The sequence below is a fragment of the Streptomyces sp. NPDC086147 genome (assembly GCF_040702165.1).
In the GTDB taxonomy this organism is placed as follows: Bacteria; Actinomycetota; Actinomycetes; order Streptomycetales; family Streptomycetaceae; genus Streptomyces.
On sequence record NZ_JBFBJO010000041.1, the window covers coordinates 1 to 15,117 of the forward strand.

The 15,117-nt window shown below is 71.4% G+C and carries 14 protein-coding genes and 1 pseudogene; 6 read left to right on the top strand and 9 right to left on the bottom strand.

Annotation, left to right across the window (positions count from 1 at the left end; all coding sequences use genetic code 11):
- A partial coding sequence (locus tag AB0398_RS33750) for a tetratricopeptide repeat protein (RefSeq protein ID WP_366379492.1) occupies positions 1-686 on the bottom strand: 686 nt, incomplete at its 3' end.
- 186 nt (positions 687-872) lie between these two features.
- Here AB0398_RS33750 and AB0398_RS33755 point away from each other — a divergent pair.
- Positions 873-1,355 (top strand): hypothetical protein, encoded by a 483-nt coding sequence (locus tag AB0398_RS33755; protein WP_366379493.1) that lies wholly within the window; start codon positions 873-875, stop codon positions 1,353-1,355.
- Between the two features lie 55 nt (positions 1,356-1,410).
- On the opposite strand, the gene AB0398_RS33760 is transcribed toward AB0398_RS33755, so the two are convergent.
- Both AB0398_RS33760 and AB0398_RS33765 read right to left on the bottom strand, forming a co-directional pair.
- Positions 1,411-2,274 carry an SDR family oxidoreductase gene (locus tag AB0398_RS33760; RefSeq protein ID WP_366379494.1) on the bottom strand — a complete coding sequence of 288 codons (864 nt, stop codon included), beginning with the start codon at positions 2,272-2,274 and terminating at the stop codon, positions 1,411-1,413.
- A gap of 181 nt (positions 2,275-2,455) precedes the next feature.
- Complete coding sequence (locus AB0398_RS33765; RefSeq protein ID WP_366379495.1) at positions 2,456-3,136, bottom strand: TMEM175 family protein; 681 nt, start codon at positions 3,134-3,136, stop codon at positions 2,456-2,458.
- A gap of 503 nt (positions 3,137-3,639) precedes the next feature.
- Between AB0398_RS33765 and AB0398_RS33770 the strand changes: the two genes are divergently transcribed.
- Entirely contained in the window at positions 3,640-4,485 is an 846-nt protein-coding gene (locus AB0398_RS33770; protein ID WP_366379496.1) for a class I SAM-dependent methyltransferase, read from the top strand.
- 99 nt (positions 4,486-4,584) lie between these two features.
- A complete protein-coding gene (locus tag AB0398_RS33775; RefSeq protein WP_366379497.1) occupies positions 4,585-5,535 on the top strand; it encodes an endonuclease/exonuclease/phosphatase family protein in 951 nt (316 codons plus the stop codon).
- A 975-nt stretch (positions 5,536-6,510) separates the two neighbouring features.
- Here the strand turns inward: AB0398_RS33775 and AB0398_RS33780 are convergent.
- The 6 genes from AB0398_RS33780 to aztB all read right to left on the bottom strand — a co-directional run bounded on the left by AB0398_RS33780 (position 6,511) and on the right by aztB (position 12,226).
- Complete coding sequence (locus tag AB0398_RS33780) at positions 6,511-7,179, bottom strand: NAD(P)-binding domain-containing protein (RefSeq protein WP_366379498.1); 669 nt, start codon at positions 7,177-7,179, stop codon at positions 6,511-6,513.
- A 304-nt stretch (positions 7,180-7,483) separates the two neighbouring features.
- Positions 7,484-7,816 carry a glyoxalase superfamily protein gene (locus AB0398_RS33785; protein ID WP_366379499.1) on the bottom strand — a complete coding sequence of 111 codons (333 nt, stop codon included), beginning with the start codon at positions 7,814-7,816 and terminating at the stop codon, positions 7,484-7,486.
- A gap of 141 nt (positions 7,817-7,957) precedes the next feature.
- A complete protein-coding gene (gene aztD / locus AB0398_RS33790) occupies positions 7,958-9,148 on the bottom strand; it encodes a zinc metallochaperone AztD (RefSeq protein ID WP_366379500.1) in 1,191 nt (396 codons plus the stop codon).
- Positions 9,145-10,146, bottom strand: a complete 1,002-nt coding sequence (gene aztC / locus AB0398_RS33795) for a zinc ABC transporter substrate-binding protein AztC (RefSeq protein WP_366379501.1) — start codon at positions 10,144-10,146, stop codon at positions 9,145-9,147. Before aztC ends, aztD begins: the two co-directional genes overlap by 4 nt.
- Complete coding sequence (locus AB0398_RS33800) at positions 10,143-11,342, bottom strand: hypothetical protein (RefSeq protein WP_366379502.1); 1,200 nt, start codon at positions 11,340-11,342, stop codon at positions 10,143-10,145. Before AB0398_RS33800 ends, aztC begins: the two co-directional genes overlap by 4 nt.
- Positions 11,339-12,226 (bottom strand): zinc ABC transporter permease AztB, encoded by an 888-nt coding sequence (gene aztB, locus AB0398_RS33805; protein ID WP_366379503.1) that lies wholly within the window; start codon positions 12,224-12,226, stop codon positions 11,339-11,341. The genes AB0398_RS33800 and aztB overlap by 4 nt, the downstream gene beginning before the upstream one ends.
- Positions 12,227-12,378: 152 nt before the next feature.
- Between aztB and aztA the strand changes: the two are divergent.
- The 3 genes and pseudogenes from aztA (at position 12,379) to AB0398_RS33820 (ending at position 14,955) form a co-directional block, all read left to right on the top strand.
- Positions 12,379-12,989: pseudogene (gene aztA, locus AB0398_RS33810) on the top strand (zinc ABC transporter ATP-binding protein AztA).
- Positions 12,990-13,192: 203 nt separating this feature from the next.
- Positions 13,193-14,197 (top strand): permease, encoded by a 1,005-nt coding sequence (locus tag AB0398_RS33815; RefSeq protein ID WP_366379504.1) that lies wholly within the window; start codon positions 13,193-13,195, stop codon positions 14,195-14,197.
- Complete coding sequence (locus AB0398_RS33820; RefSeq protein ID WP_366379505.1) at positions 14,194-14,955, top strand: TIGR03943 family protein; 762 nt, start codon at positions 14,194-14,196, stop codon at positions 14,953-14,955. Before AB0398_RS33815 ends, AB0398_RS33820 begins: the two co-directional genes overlap by 4 nt.
- Positions 14,956-15,117 lie beyond the last annotated feature (162 nt).

Consider the following 15,117-nt stretch of genomic DNA (forward strand, 5'->3'; position numbering starts at 1 on the left):
TTTCTGTTTTTGTGTGTTTTTTTTTCAGCGGTTCCCCCCCCCCCCCCGCCGCCCGCGGGGGGGGGGCCCGCCCCCCCCCCCCCACGTCCGGAATGGTCCGCTGGTGTGACCTGAAGTGACCGGCGCGTGCTCTCCAGCGCTTCGTCCAGGTCGGTGTCGGACCCCGTCCGCTGGGACCTTCTGATCAGAGCCCTGGCCAGCGTGGATTCCAGCACGGCTCTGTCCGCGTACTCGGCGGGTGCGCCAAGCAGTGCGTCCTGGGTCACCTGTACGACCCGGTCGAGGTCCTCCAACGCATGTGTGTGCCGGGCCCTCGCCGTCAGCGCCGCCGCCAGGTTGGACTTGTGGGACGGCTTCGCCGGGCTCGCCCGGACCGCTTCGTCCAGCAGGGTGACGACCCGGTCGAGATCCGCGAGCGCTCCCTCGCTCTCGTACCGGAGTCGGAGGGCTCCCGCGAGGTTCGACCGTCGACCGGCCCACTCGAACTCGCCGTCGGGCGTCACGGCCACGGCCTCCTCCAGCAGTGTGACCGACTCGCCCAGGTCCTCCTTGGCCCCCGCCTGCTTGTAGCGCTCCCACAGCGCCATCGCCAAGTCGGACAGGTACATGGCCCGCTGGACATGCCGCTGGTCCACCGTCTCGACCGTGACGCGTCCGACGGAGATGGCCGAGTGGAGGTCCGCCATGTCTCCCGTCCGGTCCAACCTCTTCTGGAGAGCGGAACGGGGCCGCAGGTCACCGCGTCGTCCTGCGGGGCATGGAGTTCTCCGGAGAGGGACAACAGCTCTTCGTCGTGACCTCCAACCACGAGGGCACGAGGTTCTGGCTGCACACGATCCAGACCCGGGAGGGCCCTGGTCCCGTCGCGGTTCGTGGACGTGACGCACGGCCCTGCCGTCGCCGGGGAGCCGTTCACGGTGACCGGACGACTGGACCTGGACGGACCGGCACCCACCGCGGTGCCGCGGATCACGGTGCAGCGACTGAACGGCCTTGAGGTCACCAACCTGCCGCCGGTCCCGGTCGCCGAGGACGGAATGTTCGTCCACGATGACCCGCGGCGGCCGGTAGCCGGCGCACGGCGCGGCGGGCTTCCTCCCGCGGCAGTCTGCCGCGGCGACCGCTCGGTGCGGCGGGTCGCGCTCCGGCTCGCCGCGCTCGACGCCGAGGTGACCGCTCTGGCTCCGGCTGGTCGCCTCCGTCCCGCCGGCCGACGACAACTACTACCGGGTCCTGTTCCTGATGCGTATCGGCGGCCCCGGTTCGAATCCTTCGAATTCGGCGGTGAAATCCGGAGGTATCGGCTCGGCAGGGCCACGCAGGGGACAGTGCCGCCGGCCCGGTCGGTCCGGTAGCCCACGTGTCGGAGCCCGGAGCCCTCGCCCGCTCAGGGAGCAGTAGGGTCCGGCGTCACGTCGGATCGTGGGCGGTGCCCTCCACCACCGGAGGCGACGGCGCGTCTGTCAGGGCGCGGGCGGCGGCCAGTTCGTCACGTGTCGCCCGTTCCACGGCCTCGAGGTAGAGGAAGGCGTCCTCGCCGATCGGGACCCGCAGCGGCGTGGCGCTCTCCGAGGCGACGAGAGCGAGCACCCGGGCCGCGAAGTCCTCGGGCCGGCCCATCGCCGCGTCGTCGGCCATGCCGCGCAGTCCGTCCAGCATTCCGGCGGTCGTGGTGGCGTACTCGGGCATCCGCCGTGCGGACCGGCCCAGCGAGGTCCCGTAGCGCGTGGCGAAGCCCCCCGGTTCGACCACGGTGACCCGGATGCCCAGGGGGGCGACCTCGGCGGCGAGCGTCTGGCTCATGCCCTCCAGCGCGAACTTCCCCGCGACATAGGCGCCCAGGCCCGGAAAGGCCATCCGGCCGGCGAGCGACGAGACGTTGACGATGTGGCCGTGGCCCTGGGCACGCATGCCCGGCAGGACGAGGCGGACCAGCCGCCACGGGCCGATCAGCAGGGTTTCCAGCTGGTCGCGTATCTCGGCGTCGGAGACCTCCTCAGCAGCGCCGAACAACCCGGCCCCGGCGTTGTTGACCAGGACGTCGATGCCGCCGAGCCGTGCGGTGGCGCGGCGGACGGCCTCCTCGCACTGGGCCGCGTCGCGCAGCTCCAACGGGATCGGCACGATCCGCCCCGGGTGGCGGGCGGCCGTCTCCTCCAGTGCCGCGGTGCTGCGGGCGGTGACCGCGACCTCGTGCCCGGCGGAGGCGGCCGCCTCCGCCAGCGCCCGGCCCAGACCCGACGAGCATCCGGTCACCAGCCAGCGTCGTCCCATACGTCCCCCCGTGATGTACGGCATCGCTGCCGGTCCTCGTCCGGCGGGCGGCCTCGGCCGCATTCCGGTTCCGCGCTCATGGTGGGGCCGCGGGGAACGGCGGGCCATGCCCGTGCGGGGGCGCGCGGGCGCATGGGAGGAGCGTGCCCGGCGCACCCGGGTGCGGCTGACGCACCCTGCTTCACCTGTGCTTCTCGTCGCCCTCCGGCCCCTCGGTGCCCGAGCTTCCGATCCCGGTACCGTCCTTGTGCGCGGCGGCCATTCTGCGCTGTTCGCGCCGCCCGAGGAACACCTTCACCGGGAAGAGCGCCAGCCAGAACCACAGTGCCGCGTGCGGGGCGACGAAGGCGAGCGGCACGGAGAGCCCGAAGACGAGGATCGTCGCACCGAGATCGACGGCGGTGTCCCCCCACTCCCCCACCGTCCGGATCCCGTGGCGCGTGCGCAGGGTGGCGAACATCGCGAACTGGAGCAGGTCGACCAAGCAGATGGTGGCGGCGTAGGCGGCGACCGCGACCGGTTCGCGGGCCCCGTACTCGGCAAGCATCGAGGTCGGGAAGGGCACGATGGCGATGACGGCGAGGACCGCCAGCGCGAGATACTGCGGGACGCCGCCGACGGTGGCGGCCATCGACAGGATCTGCCGCTGGTCCCGCCAGAAGACGCAGCAGATGAGGAAGGACAGCGCGTACGCGGCGAGCGACGGCAGGGACGCGCGCAGCGCCTCGTGGAACTGCTCGGTGGCGAGGCCCGGAGGGACCCGCACGTCGAGTGCGAGGAGCGTCATCGCGATCGCGAAGATACCGTCGGAGAGAGTGATCAGACGCTCCGCGCGCGGTGCCGAGGGGCTGGCGTTGTCCACTCCGACACCTTGATCCCCGCCGGGGCCGGAACGGTGGATTACTCCGACCGGTGGCATGCCGCCGGGCTGGTGCTCCACGGAGGGGCGCCGGGGGCGGAGAGCCGGCTCGGTCGGAGGGTGGTGTCCGTGCCGGGGAGCCGGACGATGTTCATGTGCGGCCCTGGCGGCAGGCAGTGGCACGGGGGTCAGGGAGTGTTGCGACGACTACGAGCCGATCGAAGGGGAGCGGGACGGCGCTCGGGTCACCGGAAAGAGCGCGCACGCGTTCGATCGTCCATCCGGTGGGGAGTCCTGAGTTCACCGGCGCATGGTCTCAGCAGCGTGCCCGTCACCACCACTCCTCACGGGCTGCGACCAGCGCAGTCGCTTCGTACCGGACGGCGAGCTTTTCGTACCGGGTGGCGGCCTCCGGCATGCTCGTACGGCGCCGGGGCAGGATCCGTGGGATCCGTACACGTGCGGCGGTGGCAGTGGACGGGTCGTGCCCGGGAGGAGAGCAGGCAGTGGCGAGGGAAGACACGGGTGCCGAGCAGGAGCGCCCCGGCATCCGGCCGGCGGTACGGGAGACGTACGGGCCCTTGGACCTGGGGCGGCAGCCGATGTTCGGCGGTGGCTTCATCAACTTCGGTTACTGGCAGGGGATCGACCTGGCCGGACCGCTCGGCGAGAACGAGCGGGCCCGCAGTCAGCAGGCCCTGTACCGGCACGTCCTGGACGCCGCCGGGCCGCTGCGCCGGCGGCGGGTGCTCGACGTGGGCTGCGGGCTGGGCACGGGCTGCGCGGTCGCCCTCACGGAGTACGGGCCCGACGCCGTCACCGGCATGGACATCCATCCCGACCAGCTGACCCGGGCGCGCGAGACGCATGCCGTACTGCTGGAGGAGCAGCCGGGCCGGCTGCGGTTCGCCGAGGGGGCCGCGGAGCGGATGCCCTGGCAGGACGGGGCGTTCGACGCCGTCGTCAGCGTCGAGGCCGTGCAGCACTTCCCCGACCTCGCCGGTTTCGCGGCCGAGACGGCACGGGTCCTGCGGCCCGGCGGAGCCGTGGCCGTCACCAGCTTCTTCACCGCGGACGATGTCCCCGGCCGCCCCGAACAGCTCGCGGGACTGCTGGAGACGTACGCGAGCGGCCTGGACATCGCCCGGCCCGTGACCGCCCTCGCCGAGGCCTTCGCGGCCGCGGGCCTGGCCGAGGTGCGGACCGTGTCCATCGGCCCGGAGGTCTGGCACGGCTGGGACGCCTGGCTCTCCCGCTGGTGGGCCCCGGGCACCTGGCCGCGCAACTTCCTGCGCGCGTACGAGGAGAAGATCCTCGACTACTTCGTCGTCACGGCGGTCAGGCCGCGCTGACGCGCACCCCGCCCGGCGCCGTCCCGGGCGCCTCCCCAATACTCGTGCCCTGAACGTGCACGTCAGAGGCACGTTCCTGCCTTGAGGAAGCCTGGGACAATGACTCTTGCCACACCCCTGCGGGCCCTGCGCCGGGTACTGACCGTCGGTGCAGCCGCCGTCCTGGCGACCGCCGGCCTCGCGCCCACCGCGGCCCGCGCCGACGTCGTCACGCCCTCGACCGCGCCCTCCGTGCGGATGCTCACGTACAACGCCTGCGGCAATGTGTGCGCGCACGAAGGCGTCACGGCGGCGCAGTGGGCCGCCACGGTCAAGACCTCGATGGACAACTGGTCCGCCGACACCCTCCTGCTCACCGAGGCCTGCTACGGCCAGTACGCCGCCCTGCGCGACAGCCTCACCGGCTACCAGCCGGTCTGGCTCGCCACGAGCAGCGGCCCGGCGGGCTGCGGCAAGTGGACCGCTACGGGCGACAAGCGCTTCGGCATGGCGGTGTTCGTCAAGAGCACCGCGCCCGTGGAGCGCCTGACCGCCGACCTGCCGGAGAACCCGGTCGACTCCAACAAGCGGGCACTGCTCTGCGCCAAGGGCGGTATCGAGGGGCGTACGGCGCTCGCCTGCGTGACCCACCTGACGCACAAGGGCGACAGGGACGAGAACGACGAGGACCTTCTCAACACGGCCCGCATCCAGCAGGCCCAAGCCGTGCGGGCCCGGGTCGACGCCTGGTCCCTGCCGGGGAACCTGCCCGTGATCCTGGGCGGCGACTTCAACGCCCACCCCGGCGACACCGAGATGGGCGAGTTCTACGGCTTCCAGGGCGGGACCGGCCGCTACGGCGAGGTGGACGAGACCGACAAGGACCGGTTCCCGACGGGCTGCGCGGGCCTGAACTACTGCCGCTCCGGCGAGTCCACGCACGACAACGGGAAGCTGGACTACATCTTCGTGTCCGCCGACCACTTCAAGACCGTGCAGGGCGATGCCATGGGCCGCACCGCCAACATGTCCGACCACAATCTGCTGCGGGGCGCGGCAGCCTGGGAGTAGGCGTCCGGAGCGCTCGGCCGGAGCTCAGCAGCCGATGCGTTCGGCATGATGCGACCAACTGCGGTCATGTTGCCGAGATCTACGCGCGGGAGGCCCCGGCCGAACTCGTCGTCGTGGACACCTCGCCCGGCCCCGACCGAGCCGCTGCCCGCCGAGTGGTGTCCATCCGGTGGACGCCACTCGGCGGAGTGGGTGCGCCGGGCACGAAGGGGCGCCCGGGGCGAGTGGGCATCGCTTGCCGGCAGAGAGTGCGTCCCGGGTATCGGAGTCAACGGCCTGTGGCTCTGGTCCATCACTCGGTTCCGGCGCTGCTCAGGACTCGGGCGCTGGAAGTCGCGGCAGGCGAAGTCGTCTTTGCCCGACGTTTCACACCTCGTCGGTGGTTGAGGACGTGATCATGTGCAGCTCGTGTCTGGGGTGGTCTGCTCCCCAGGTCCGAGTGCGCTGGGCAAGGATCTGCGCCAGCTTCTGCTGTCCGGCCCGACGCGGTAAGACGTCACTCCGGAGCGGCCCACGGTCTCCGCAGGGACATCACGCCACGCGACACCGGTCCGCAGCACCTACGTGACGCCGCCGCCTCGATCACGCCTCCGATCCGGTGGACGGCGGGGGTCGATCCGGCCGGGCCGATGATCTCTATGGTGACGGCACGGCCCTCCGCCCGGACTATCCGCACGGCCGGGAGCGGGATCCGCGTCTTCTCGTGCCCTCGGGTCAGTACGAGCTCGTCGTCATCGGCCTGGGTGCTGTCCCCCGACGGCGTACGCCAGGCACTCGTCCGGCACGCCCGCGCCCTCCTGACAGCCAACCGTTGCCAATGACGAACACCGGGGCGAAGGGAGATCGCGTTTCCCGAGCACGGGGCATCACCGCCCCGCACCTCGAAAAGCCCCGGTCAACGAGCCTGCCTCACCTCATGACGAGGTCACGGCAAAAGACGACGACTACCTTGGCGATGTCGGTTGTCCGGGCCGGTTATCCGGTTGGCGCCCGGGTGCCCGCGTTCGGGAGGACGACCCGGATGCCGAACCCGTACGTGCCGGTCGCCGCCGCGATCCCCATGAAGAGCAGGGCGAAGTGCTCCTGTCCCCGGGCCGTCTCGATGCCGCCCAGGTCGAGGAGGGAGCCGTCGGGCCAGCCCAGGTCGTGCAGAAGGCCGCAGACGGTCTCCTTCGCCGACGGGTCCTCGCCGGAGAGGAACACCGTGCTCGGCCCCTCCAGGGAGTCCGGTGCGACCATCAGCCCGCGGTCGATCGTGGAGAGGGTCTTCACCACGTGCGTGTCCGGGAAGGCCTGCTGGATCTCCTCGCCGAGGCTGACGAGGGGGTGCGAGAGCGTCCCGTCCTCCAGGAAGCCGACGGCGACGTCGAACAGGACCTTCCCCGCGAGCGCCGGAGCGCCGATCGTGTGGAGCAGGGCCACGGAGGCCGTGCCCGGGGTGGCGTTCACCAGCACCTCCGCGTGCGCGGCGGTTCCGGCGGGAACGTCGATCCGCACCCCCGCCTCGATGAGGTCCTCCAGCCTCTTCGTCAGCTCCGGGTCGTCGGGCCGGCGCGACCCGACGACGACGTCGTGGCCGGCCCGCGCCCAGCCGCCCGCGAGAGCCCGTCCCACATGTCCTGTTCCGAGGATTCCGATTCGCATGCCGTTCATCCTGGTACCGCCGCCCCGTCCTCGCCTCGGCCCCTGAGCCCTCACCGCATCAGCCATTGGTCCTAGGCGTGTTGGCCTGCGGGCTCGTTGGCGCAGCTGACGGCGCATGGGAGCCTGCCCAGTGCGGTGAGGTGCGGCAACGGCAGTGGGCGCGCGCCCAGAGGGAATCGCCTACCGACCGAGGGGCCCGGCGGATGGTCCGCAGGATGCGCTGCTCCTCGTCGTCATCGATCTCGCGGACGCGTACTCGCTCAGCCACCGGCATGGCTTCCCTGCCACGCGCTGCCGGCGGGGGTCATTCCGTCGGCGTACCGATCCGCAGCCGGTTGCCGTCAGGGTCGCGCAACTCGATCTCACGCGCCCACGGAGCATCCTTCACCTGCACACCGAACTCGGAGGCGATGACCTCGACATCACGCATGCGGAGGTAGACCAGCGTGTCGGGACGAGCGTCCCCCTCGTGCTCCGACAAGAACAACCGCACCCCGCCCCGGGCGACCTCGACAAACGCGGGGAACCCCGGCTCGAAGCGGTGTTCCCACTGCTTGGCGAAGCCCAGCCGTTCGTACCACGCGACCGCCGCCGCAGCGTCCTCGACGCGGAGAACGGGAATGACTTCTTCGTCCATGCGGTCATCGTCGCAGATGAGCAGACCACCCAGGGCGGACGTTGCCTGATGCGGTACCGGGCCATCTCCTTCGGATCATGCTTGGGCGGTATCCCACTCTGCTTGCAGCCAGCCATGGCGGGCCCGGTTCCTCCGTGGGGATCAGTGCTTGACGCCGCTGATCTCGTTGGGCGTCGCGGGCAGGGTGGCGGAGGCGAGTTCCTTTCCGGTCTCGATGTCGACGGCGTGGATCTTCTTGGTCGCGGGGTCGGTGACGTAGGCGGTGTGGTCGCGGACGAAGAGGGCGGGGCGGGGCTGCTGCCAGTCCAGGGGCTCCTGCCAGGTGCCGATGGCCGGGATCGTCCTGGTGACCTTGCCGGCTTCGGGGTCGATCACGTGGATCCTGCCGTCGGTGCCTAGGACGAGTCCCTCCGCGTGGGGACCACGGGCCAGGGAGCGGAAGGTGTAGCTGGTGCCGAGGTCGAGCAGGTTCATCTTCCCGGTGATGGTGTTGATCAGGGAGACCTGCCGGGGCCGTTCGAGTTCGGCGTCCTTGTCCTTCTTGAAGTCGCCCAGGACGATCGGGGACAGGTCGGATCCGGCCTGGTTGCCGATCCGGCCGTAGGCCGTGGGGCTCTTCACCTTGGTGAAGGCCCCGTTCTTGTACACGAGGACCCCGTCTTCGCAGCCGACGACGACTTCGTCCTTGGCGGTGGCCTCTCCGTGAACGCCGGGGCACTGCTCGTTGCGGGCGATCTCCTCGCGGTCCTTGCCGAGGACGACCAGGCCGGTGCGCTTCTCCTCGGTGCCCAGGGTGCTGACCAGCCGGCCGTCCTTCAGCTCGACGGCGACGCCGTGATGGGGAGCCGCGGAGGTGTACGTGGTGGTGGCGGGCTCGCCCCCGGCGAGGTCGTGGGGGTCGAAGGAGGTGACCTGTCCGGTGCCGTCGGTGAACAGGACGGTCCGGTCCGCGTGCCGTACGACGTGGCCGGGCTTGGGGCCCTTGAACTCGGTGTCGGTGAGCCGCTGGTCGACGGCGTCCATGACGCGGAAGCCCTCGGAGGTGGAGACGATGACGTGGCGGTCGTCGCCGGCGGGGTTGACCCGGTTGAAGCCGGCCATGGGCATGTCTTTGACGACCTTCAGGGTCCGGTCGTCCAGAACGTGGAGACCGCCTTCGTAGGTGGCGACGAGCGGGTCGGTGACCGGCTTCGCCGAGGCGCTGGGCTTGTTCTGGTTCTCCTTGGCCGCGGGCTTGTCGGCAGTGTCGGTGCCGCAGGCGGTCAGGGCGAGGGAGGTGACGATGAGGAGGGTGACGCCTGCCGCGGCGCGCGAACGGGTCGTGGTGGTCATGGGGTCTTCCTTTCGGTGCCCGCCGCGGGGCGGGCGGTGGGGGTGGGCGCGCCGAGGCCGTCGGCTATGGCCGTGGTGTTGGCGCGCATCATTTCCAGGTAGGTGGCGGCGCCCCCGCCCCGTTCCGTCAGGGACTCGGAGAACAGGGACAGGACGCGTACGTCCACGGCGCTTTCGCGCTTGAGGGCTTGGGCGAGCCGGTCGGGCCGGGAGGAGTCGGCGAAGATCGCCGGCACCTTCGCCCTCTCGATCGCCGTGGCCAGGGACTTGAGGTCGGAGGCGCTGGGCGAGGCGAGGGTGGTGCCGCTGGGGACGACGGCCCCGACGACGCGGAAACCGAAACGCTGGGCGAGGTAGCCGAAGACGTGGTGGTTGGTCACCAGGTCGCGCTTGTTCGGTGGTATCGCGGCGAAGCGGTTCTTCATCCAGGCCGCGAGGTCGGCGAGCCGGGCGTCGTAGCGGGCGGCGTTGGCTCGGACGACGGCGGCGTCGACGCCGTCGACGTGCTCGATCAGTCGGTCGGTGATGAGCCGGACCGCGGTGCGCACGCGGAGGGGGTCGGTCCAGAAGTGCGGGTCGGGCCGGCCTGCCATGTCGTCCGAGGCGTAGGTGAGGGGATCGACGCCCTCGCCCACGGCGAGGGCGTCCACACCGGCTTCCCGCGCCGCTTCCACGTGGCGCAGGACGTTCTCCTCCAGGCCGAGGCCGTTGTGGACGATCAGGTCGGCCTGTTCGATCTTCGCCGCCTGGGGCGCGGAGACTCCGAAGGAGTGGGGGTCGGCGCCGGGTCCCATCAGGACGGTGACTTCGGCCTGGTCGCCGACGATCTCCCGGGTGATGTCACCGAGGATGTTGGTGGTGACCACGACGCCCGGACGCTGCGCGCCGGCGGTGGGGGTGCAGGCCGTGAGTCCCAGGAGCAGCGTGCCGACGAGGGCGAGGGCGAGAGAAGCAGCGAGAGCGGTGGGACGGTGCCGGTGGTGAACAGGGTGCGTCATCGTCCGGTCTCCACCATGTGCGAGGGCGTGAAATCCAGGGAGAAGGTGCGGGCGCGGCGCAGCCGGTCCTTGAAGTCGATCTCGTACACCGCGCGGCCGGCCGGGTCGTTGACGTAGGCGCGGCCGGTGTCCACCTCGATGACCGGTACCGGGCCGCCGGAGGTCCGGGACAGCAGCGGCGTACGGCTCGTGCGCCTGCCCGTGGCCGGGTCGTAGGCGCTCAGGTACCCGTCGGCGCCGAGGGCGAGCAGCGGGGTTCCCTCCCCCGCCGTGTTCACGGCGGTGACGGGGCCGGTCTCGATCCGTTTCCACCTCGACCCGGTGACGTCGAGGATCCAGGCCGCGTTCCGCCCGGCCCGGGCGGCGAGGGTCGTACTCCCGGCCCGGTGACGGAACTCGACGGCCCGTTCGGCCGGCGCCACGGACGTGCCGTAGGGGATCTTCCGCGCGGTGAACGCACCGCCGCCCTCGCTGATCAGCAGCGCTCCGTCGGCGCAGCCCAGCACCACGCCGCGGCGGGTGAGCGCCGTGCCACGCGGTTCGGAGCAGGTCTCGTTCAGGGAGGAGACCGGTCTGCCGTCGCGGGCGCGGATCTCGACACGGTCGCCGGCGGCACCGGGCACGATCAGGTGTTCCCTGTAGGGGACCACGGGCGCGGTGGCACCGGGCAGGACCCGGCCCGCACCGGGCCGTGCGTCCTCCAGTGCCTCGCGGTCGAGCAAACGGACCGAGCCGTCGCCGGAGGACAGGGCGGTGACCACGGGATCGGAGTGGGCGCGGACCGGACTGGTGCTCCCGACCCGGCCCGCGCGGCGAATCTTCGTACGGTAGTAGTGCACGTGGTCGCCGTGGTCCACCGTCCAGGCGCCGCCGTCGACGATCTCGGTACCGGCGCCGGTGGCGAGGTAGGCGAAGCGGTCGTCGGCGGTGACGCCCTCGACGGGTCCCACCGCTCCGAGGGTGGTGGTGTCCTCGGTGATCAGGTCCAGGACGCGCACCGTACCGGTGGCGGCGTCGGCCATGACCAGGCGGGACTGCTGTTCGGCGGACTCCTGCGCGCCTTCGACGTAGCCGTGCGGGACCGCTTCCTTCGCTTTGTCCCCTGCAGGTTCCGGCTCGTCGCCGCCGGAGCATCCCGAGGCGAGCAGGCAGGCGGTGAGGATCACCGCGGTGGAGGTCTTCCTGAGGTCGGTCACGAGGGCACCTTGTCCGTGCGCGGTCCGGGCCGCGCGATGAGGGTGAACGCACGCCGGGTCAGCCGGGGGCGGCTGCCCCGGCATTCGGCGGTGAGGTGGGAGAGCAGGAACTGCAGGACCGCGACGGCCGAGACGGTCGCTCCGGCCGCGGTTCCCGCGTACCAGGACACCAGTAGTCCCAGGAACACCGCGGTGGAGCCGAGGACTGCCGCGCCGGCCATGATCACGGGGATGCGGCGTGCCCACGGCAGCACCGTCGCCGGCGGTGCGATGAGCAGGCCGAAGACGAGCAGGGTGCCCACGATGTGGAAGGAGGTGACGATCGCCAGCGTCAGCAGGCCCAGGAGGGCGGCGTGGGCCGCCTTCGGCCGCAGTCCCAGCGTGTGGGCCTTGCGCTCGTCGAACGCCAGGGCGACGAAAGGCCGGTAGCCCAGGACCGAGACCGCCAGGGCCAGGGCCAGGGCGATTCCGAGCAGGACGAGATCGCCTTGACGCACGGCGAGCACGTCGCCGAACAGGAACCCGGTCAGGTCCACCGCGAAGGACTGCGAGCGGGAGACGATGATCACCCCCAGCGACAGCATGCCGACGAAGAGCAGTCCGATGCTGGTGCCCTGGGACAGCCGGTGCGATCTGCCGACCGCCGTGACGCCCGCGGCCATGACGACCGCGCTCACCGCCGCTCCCGCCAGCAGGTTGCCCCCCAGCAGGGAGGCCAGGGCGATCCCGGGCAGCATCCCGTGCGACATCGCGTCGCCGAGGAACGCCATCCCCCGCAGGACCACCCACGTACCGGCGAGGGCGCAGATCAGCGCCACCAGTACGCCGCCCCACAGAGCCCGCTGCACAAAGCCCACCTCGAAGGGGGCCACCAACCATTCCATGGAGCGGGACCATATAATGAAAATGATTATCAATACAAAGGAGGTGTGCCGTGATCGGCTCGCACTCGGCATCGCAGGTGTCGCTCAGGGACGTGTCGGCGGGTTACGCCCGCACCGGCGTCCTGTTCCAACTCGACCTGGAGATAGCGTCCTTGGCGGTGACGGCGGTGATGGGGCCGAACGGGTCGGGCAAGTCGACCCTGCTGGGCCTTCTGGCCGGGGTGATCCCGGCCTCATCCGGCACGGTGGTCCACCGCACGGCCGTGCGGCCGGCCTTCGTGATGCAGCGCAGCGCGGTGGCCGATGTCCTGCCGCTCACGGCGCGGGAGACCGTGGCCATGGGGCGGTGGGGCCGGCTCGGCCCCTCCGGCGCCCTTCCGCGGAGGACCGCGAGGCGGTGGAGACGAGCATGGAACGCCTGGACGTCGCCGACCTCGCGGAACGTCAGTTGGGCGAGCTGTCGGGAGGCCAGCGCCAGCGCGTCCTGGTCGCGCAGGGCCTGGCGCAGGGAGCCGATCTCCTGCTGCTCGACGAACCGGCCGGCGCTCTCGACGGCTCGGCCCGCGAAACGATCGCGCGGGTCCTCGACGAGCTGACGGGCGAAGGAGTCACGGTCGTCCAGGCCACGCACGACATCACGGCGGCCCGCAGGGCGGAACACTGCCTGCTGCTGGACGCCGGCCGGATCGCCGCGTCAGGCCCTCCCTCCGAGGTCCTGAGAGGAGCGGACCCGGAACGCGTGACGCGGTCCTTCGGGGAGTGAGGGGGCTTCGGCTCCACACCGACGAGCGGTGAGGTGCGGGGCGACCGTCGCGACGTCGGCGCGCGGAAGGTACGGGGCGGCCGTCGCGACGTCGGCGCGCGGGAGGTGCGGGGCCGGGCGACAGGTATCTTTCGGTCCGAACATCAGGCAATCGGAGTGGCATGCAAAAGACAGGTGCACGGTCAGAGGACTCGTACGGGGGCATGACGGACGACGCGGCTCCCGCGGTCGCCGACGAGGCGCCCGGCCGTGGCTCGCCCCTTTTCTGGCCCCTGGTCCTTCTCGGGGCGGCGGTGCTTCCCGGGACGCTGGTCGTCGTCATCGGCCTGTGGGGCGACGAGCCGGCCGTGCAGGCCTGGCGGAACGTCTGCCTCTCCATCTGCGTACAGGCGTTGCCGTTCCTGCTCCTTGGAACGGCCCTGTCCGGTGCGATCAACGCGTTCGTGCCGGCGAGGGCGTTCGACCGGGCGCTGCCCCGCAGGCCCGTGCTCGCCGTCCCGGTGGCCGGAGCGGCCGGAGTCGTACTGCCCGGCTGCGAATGCGCGTCGATACCCGTCGCCAAGAGCCTGATCGGCCGCGGGGTCACGCCGGCCGCCGCCTTCGCGTTCCTGCTGTCGGCCCCGGCCGTCAACCCGGTCGTCCTGACCACGACGGCCATCGCCTTCCCGGGCAACCCGTCCATGGTCGTGGCCCGGCTGCTCGCCTCGCTCGCCACGGCCGTCGTGATGGGCTGGCTGTGGCTCGCGCTGGGGCGGGAGAAGTGGCTGCGGCCGAGCGTGCGCCACACCGGACACCGGCCGGGACACAGCCGCTGGACGGAGTTCCGGCTCGGCTTCCAGCACGACTTCCTGCACGCGGGCGGCTTCGTGGTCGTCGGGGCCATGGCCGCGGCCACCTTCAACGTCGCCGTCCCCGAATCCGTACTCGACGCGTTCTCCGGCTCGCCCTGGCTGTCCGTGCTGTTCCTGGCCGCGCTCGCCGTCCTCCTGTCGGTGTGCTCGGAGGCCGACGCGTTCCTCGCGGCCTCGCTCACCGGCTTCTCGCCCGTCGCACGGCTGGTGTTCATGGTGGTGGGACCGATGGTCGACCTCAAGCTGATAGCGCTCCAGGCAGGCACGTTCGGCCGTGCCTTCGCCCTCCGCTTCTCCGCCGCGACGGCGGTCGTCGCCATCCTGTGCAGCACGCTCGTCGGAGGAATACTGCTGTGAAGCGCTCCCTACAGGCGGTCCTGCTCGTCCTCAGCGGCACCGGTCTGCTGCACATCTCGCTCTTCACCGACCTCTACCTGAGGTACGTCAAGGAGTGGATGCGTCCGATGCTGATCGCGTCGGGGGTCCTGCTGCTCCTGCTCGGCGTGGCCGACGCCTGGTCGCGCCGCGGGCCGGGGCCACGCCGGGACGGGGGCGAGCGGGGTGCGCACGAGGACCACGACGGTCACCGTCACGACCACTCCGGTGTGCCCCGGGCGGCCTGGCTGCTCCTCCTGCCCGCGCTGAGCATGCTCCTCTACGCCCCGCCGGCCCTCGGCTCCTACACCGCCTCCCGGCAGACCTCCAAGCCGGTCGTGCGGCAGGACGACTTCGAACCGCTGCCGGCGACCTCGCCCCTTCCGCTGACGCTCGGCGACTTCACCAGCCGCGTCCGGCAGGACCGCGAACAGGCCGTCGAAGGACGCAGCGTCCAGATGACCGGATTCGTCACGCCCGGCGAGCGGGGCGAGGGCTGGGACCTGACCCGGCTCCTGATCAACTGCTGCTCGGCGGACGCCCAGGCGGTCAAAGTACGGATCCACGGGAGTGAGGCCCCGCCCGCCGACACGTGGGTGACCGTCGTGGGCACCTGGCACGCGGGCGGAACCCTCGGTACGAGCTCCGCCGCGGTCGCGCTCGACGCCCGTACCGTCAGCAGGGTCGACCGTCCGACGAACTGGTACATGGACGCCCTTCCGTCGCCCCTCCCCCGCTGAGGCGATGGTCCACCGGTGGGTGGTGGCAGACGCCGCTCCCCGCCACCCGCCGGTGGCCGTGCGGTGCCGGTTCAGCAGCCGCCGCAGTTGTAGAAGGTCACGTCCCAGTGGTTGCCCTCGTCGGCGTAGACGTTGCCCGCGCCGGACTTCCACTGCGGGGCC

Coding starts and splice junctions, on each gene's coding strand:
- AB0398_RS33760 (WP_366379494.1), bottom strand. CDS start 2,274: ATGGGACGACGCTGGCTGGTGACCGGATGCTCGTCGGGTCTGGGCCGG.
- AB0398_RS33775 (WP_366379497.1), top strand. CDS start 4,585: ATGACTCTTGCCACACCCCTGCGGGCCCTGCGCCGGGTACTGACCGTC.
- AB0398_RS33780 (WP_366379498.1), bottom strand. CDS start 7,179: ATGCGAATCGGAATCCTCGGAACAGGACATGTGGGACGGGCTCTCGCG.
- AB0398_RS33785 (WP_366379499.1), bottom strand. CDS start 7,816: ATGGACGAAGAAGTCATTCCCGTTCTCCGCGTCGAGGACGCTGCGGCG.
- aztD (WP_366379500.1), bottom strand. CDS start 9,148: ATGACCACCACGACCCGTTCGCGCGCCGCGGCAGGCGTCACCCTCCTC.
- aztC (WP_366379501.1), bottom strand. CDS start 10,146: ATGACGCACCCTGTTCACCACCGGCACCGTCCCACCGCTCTCGCTGCT.
- aztB (WP_366379503.1), bottom strand. CDS start 12,226: ATGGAATGGTTGGTGGCCCCCTTCGAGGTGGGCTTTGTGCAGCGGGCT.
- AB0398_RS33815 (WP_366379504.1), top strand. CDS start 13,193: ATGACGGACGACGCGGCTCCCGCGGTCGCCGACGAGGCGCCCGGCCGT.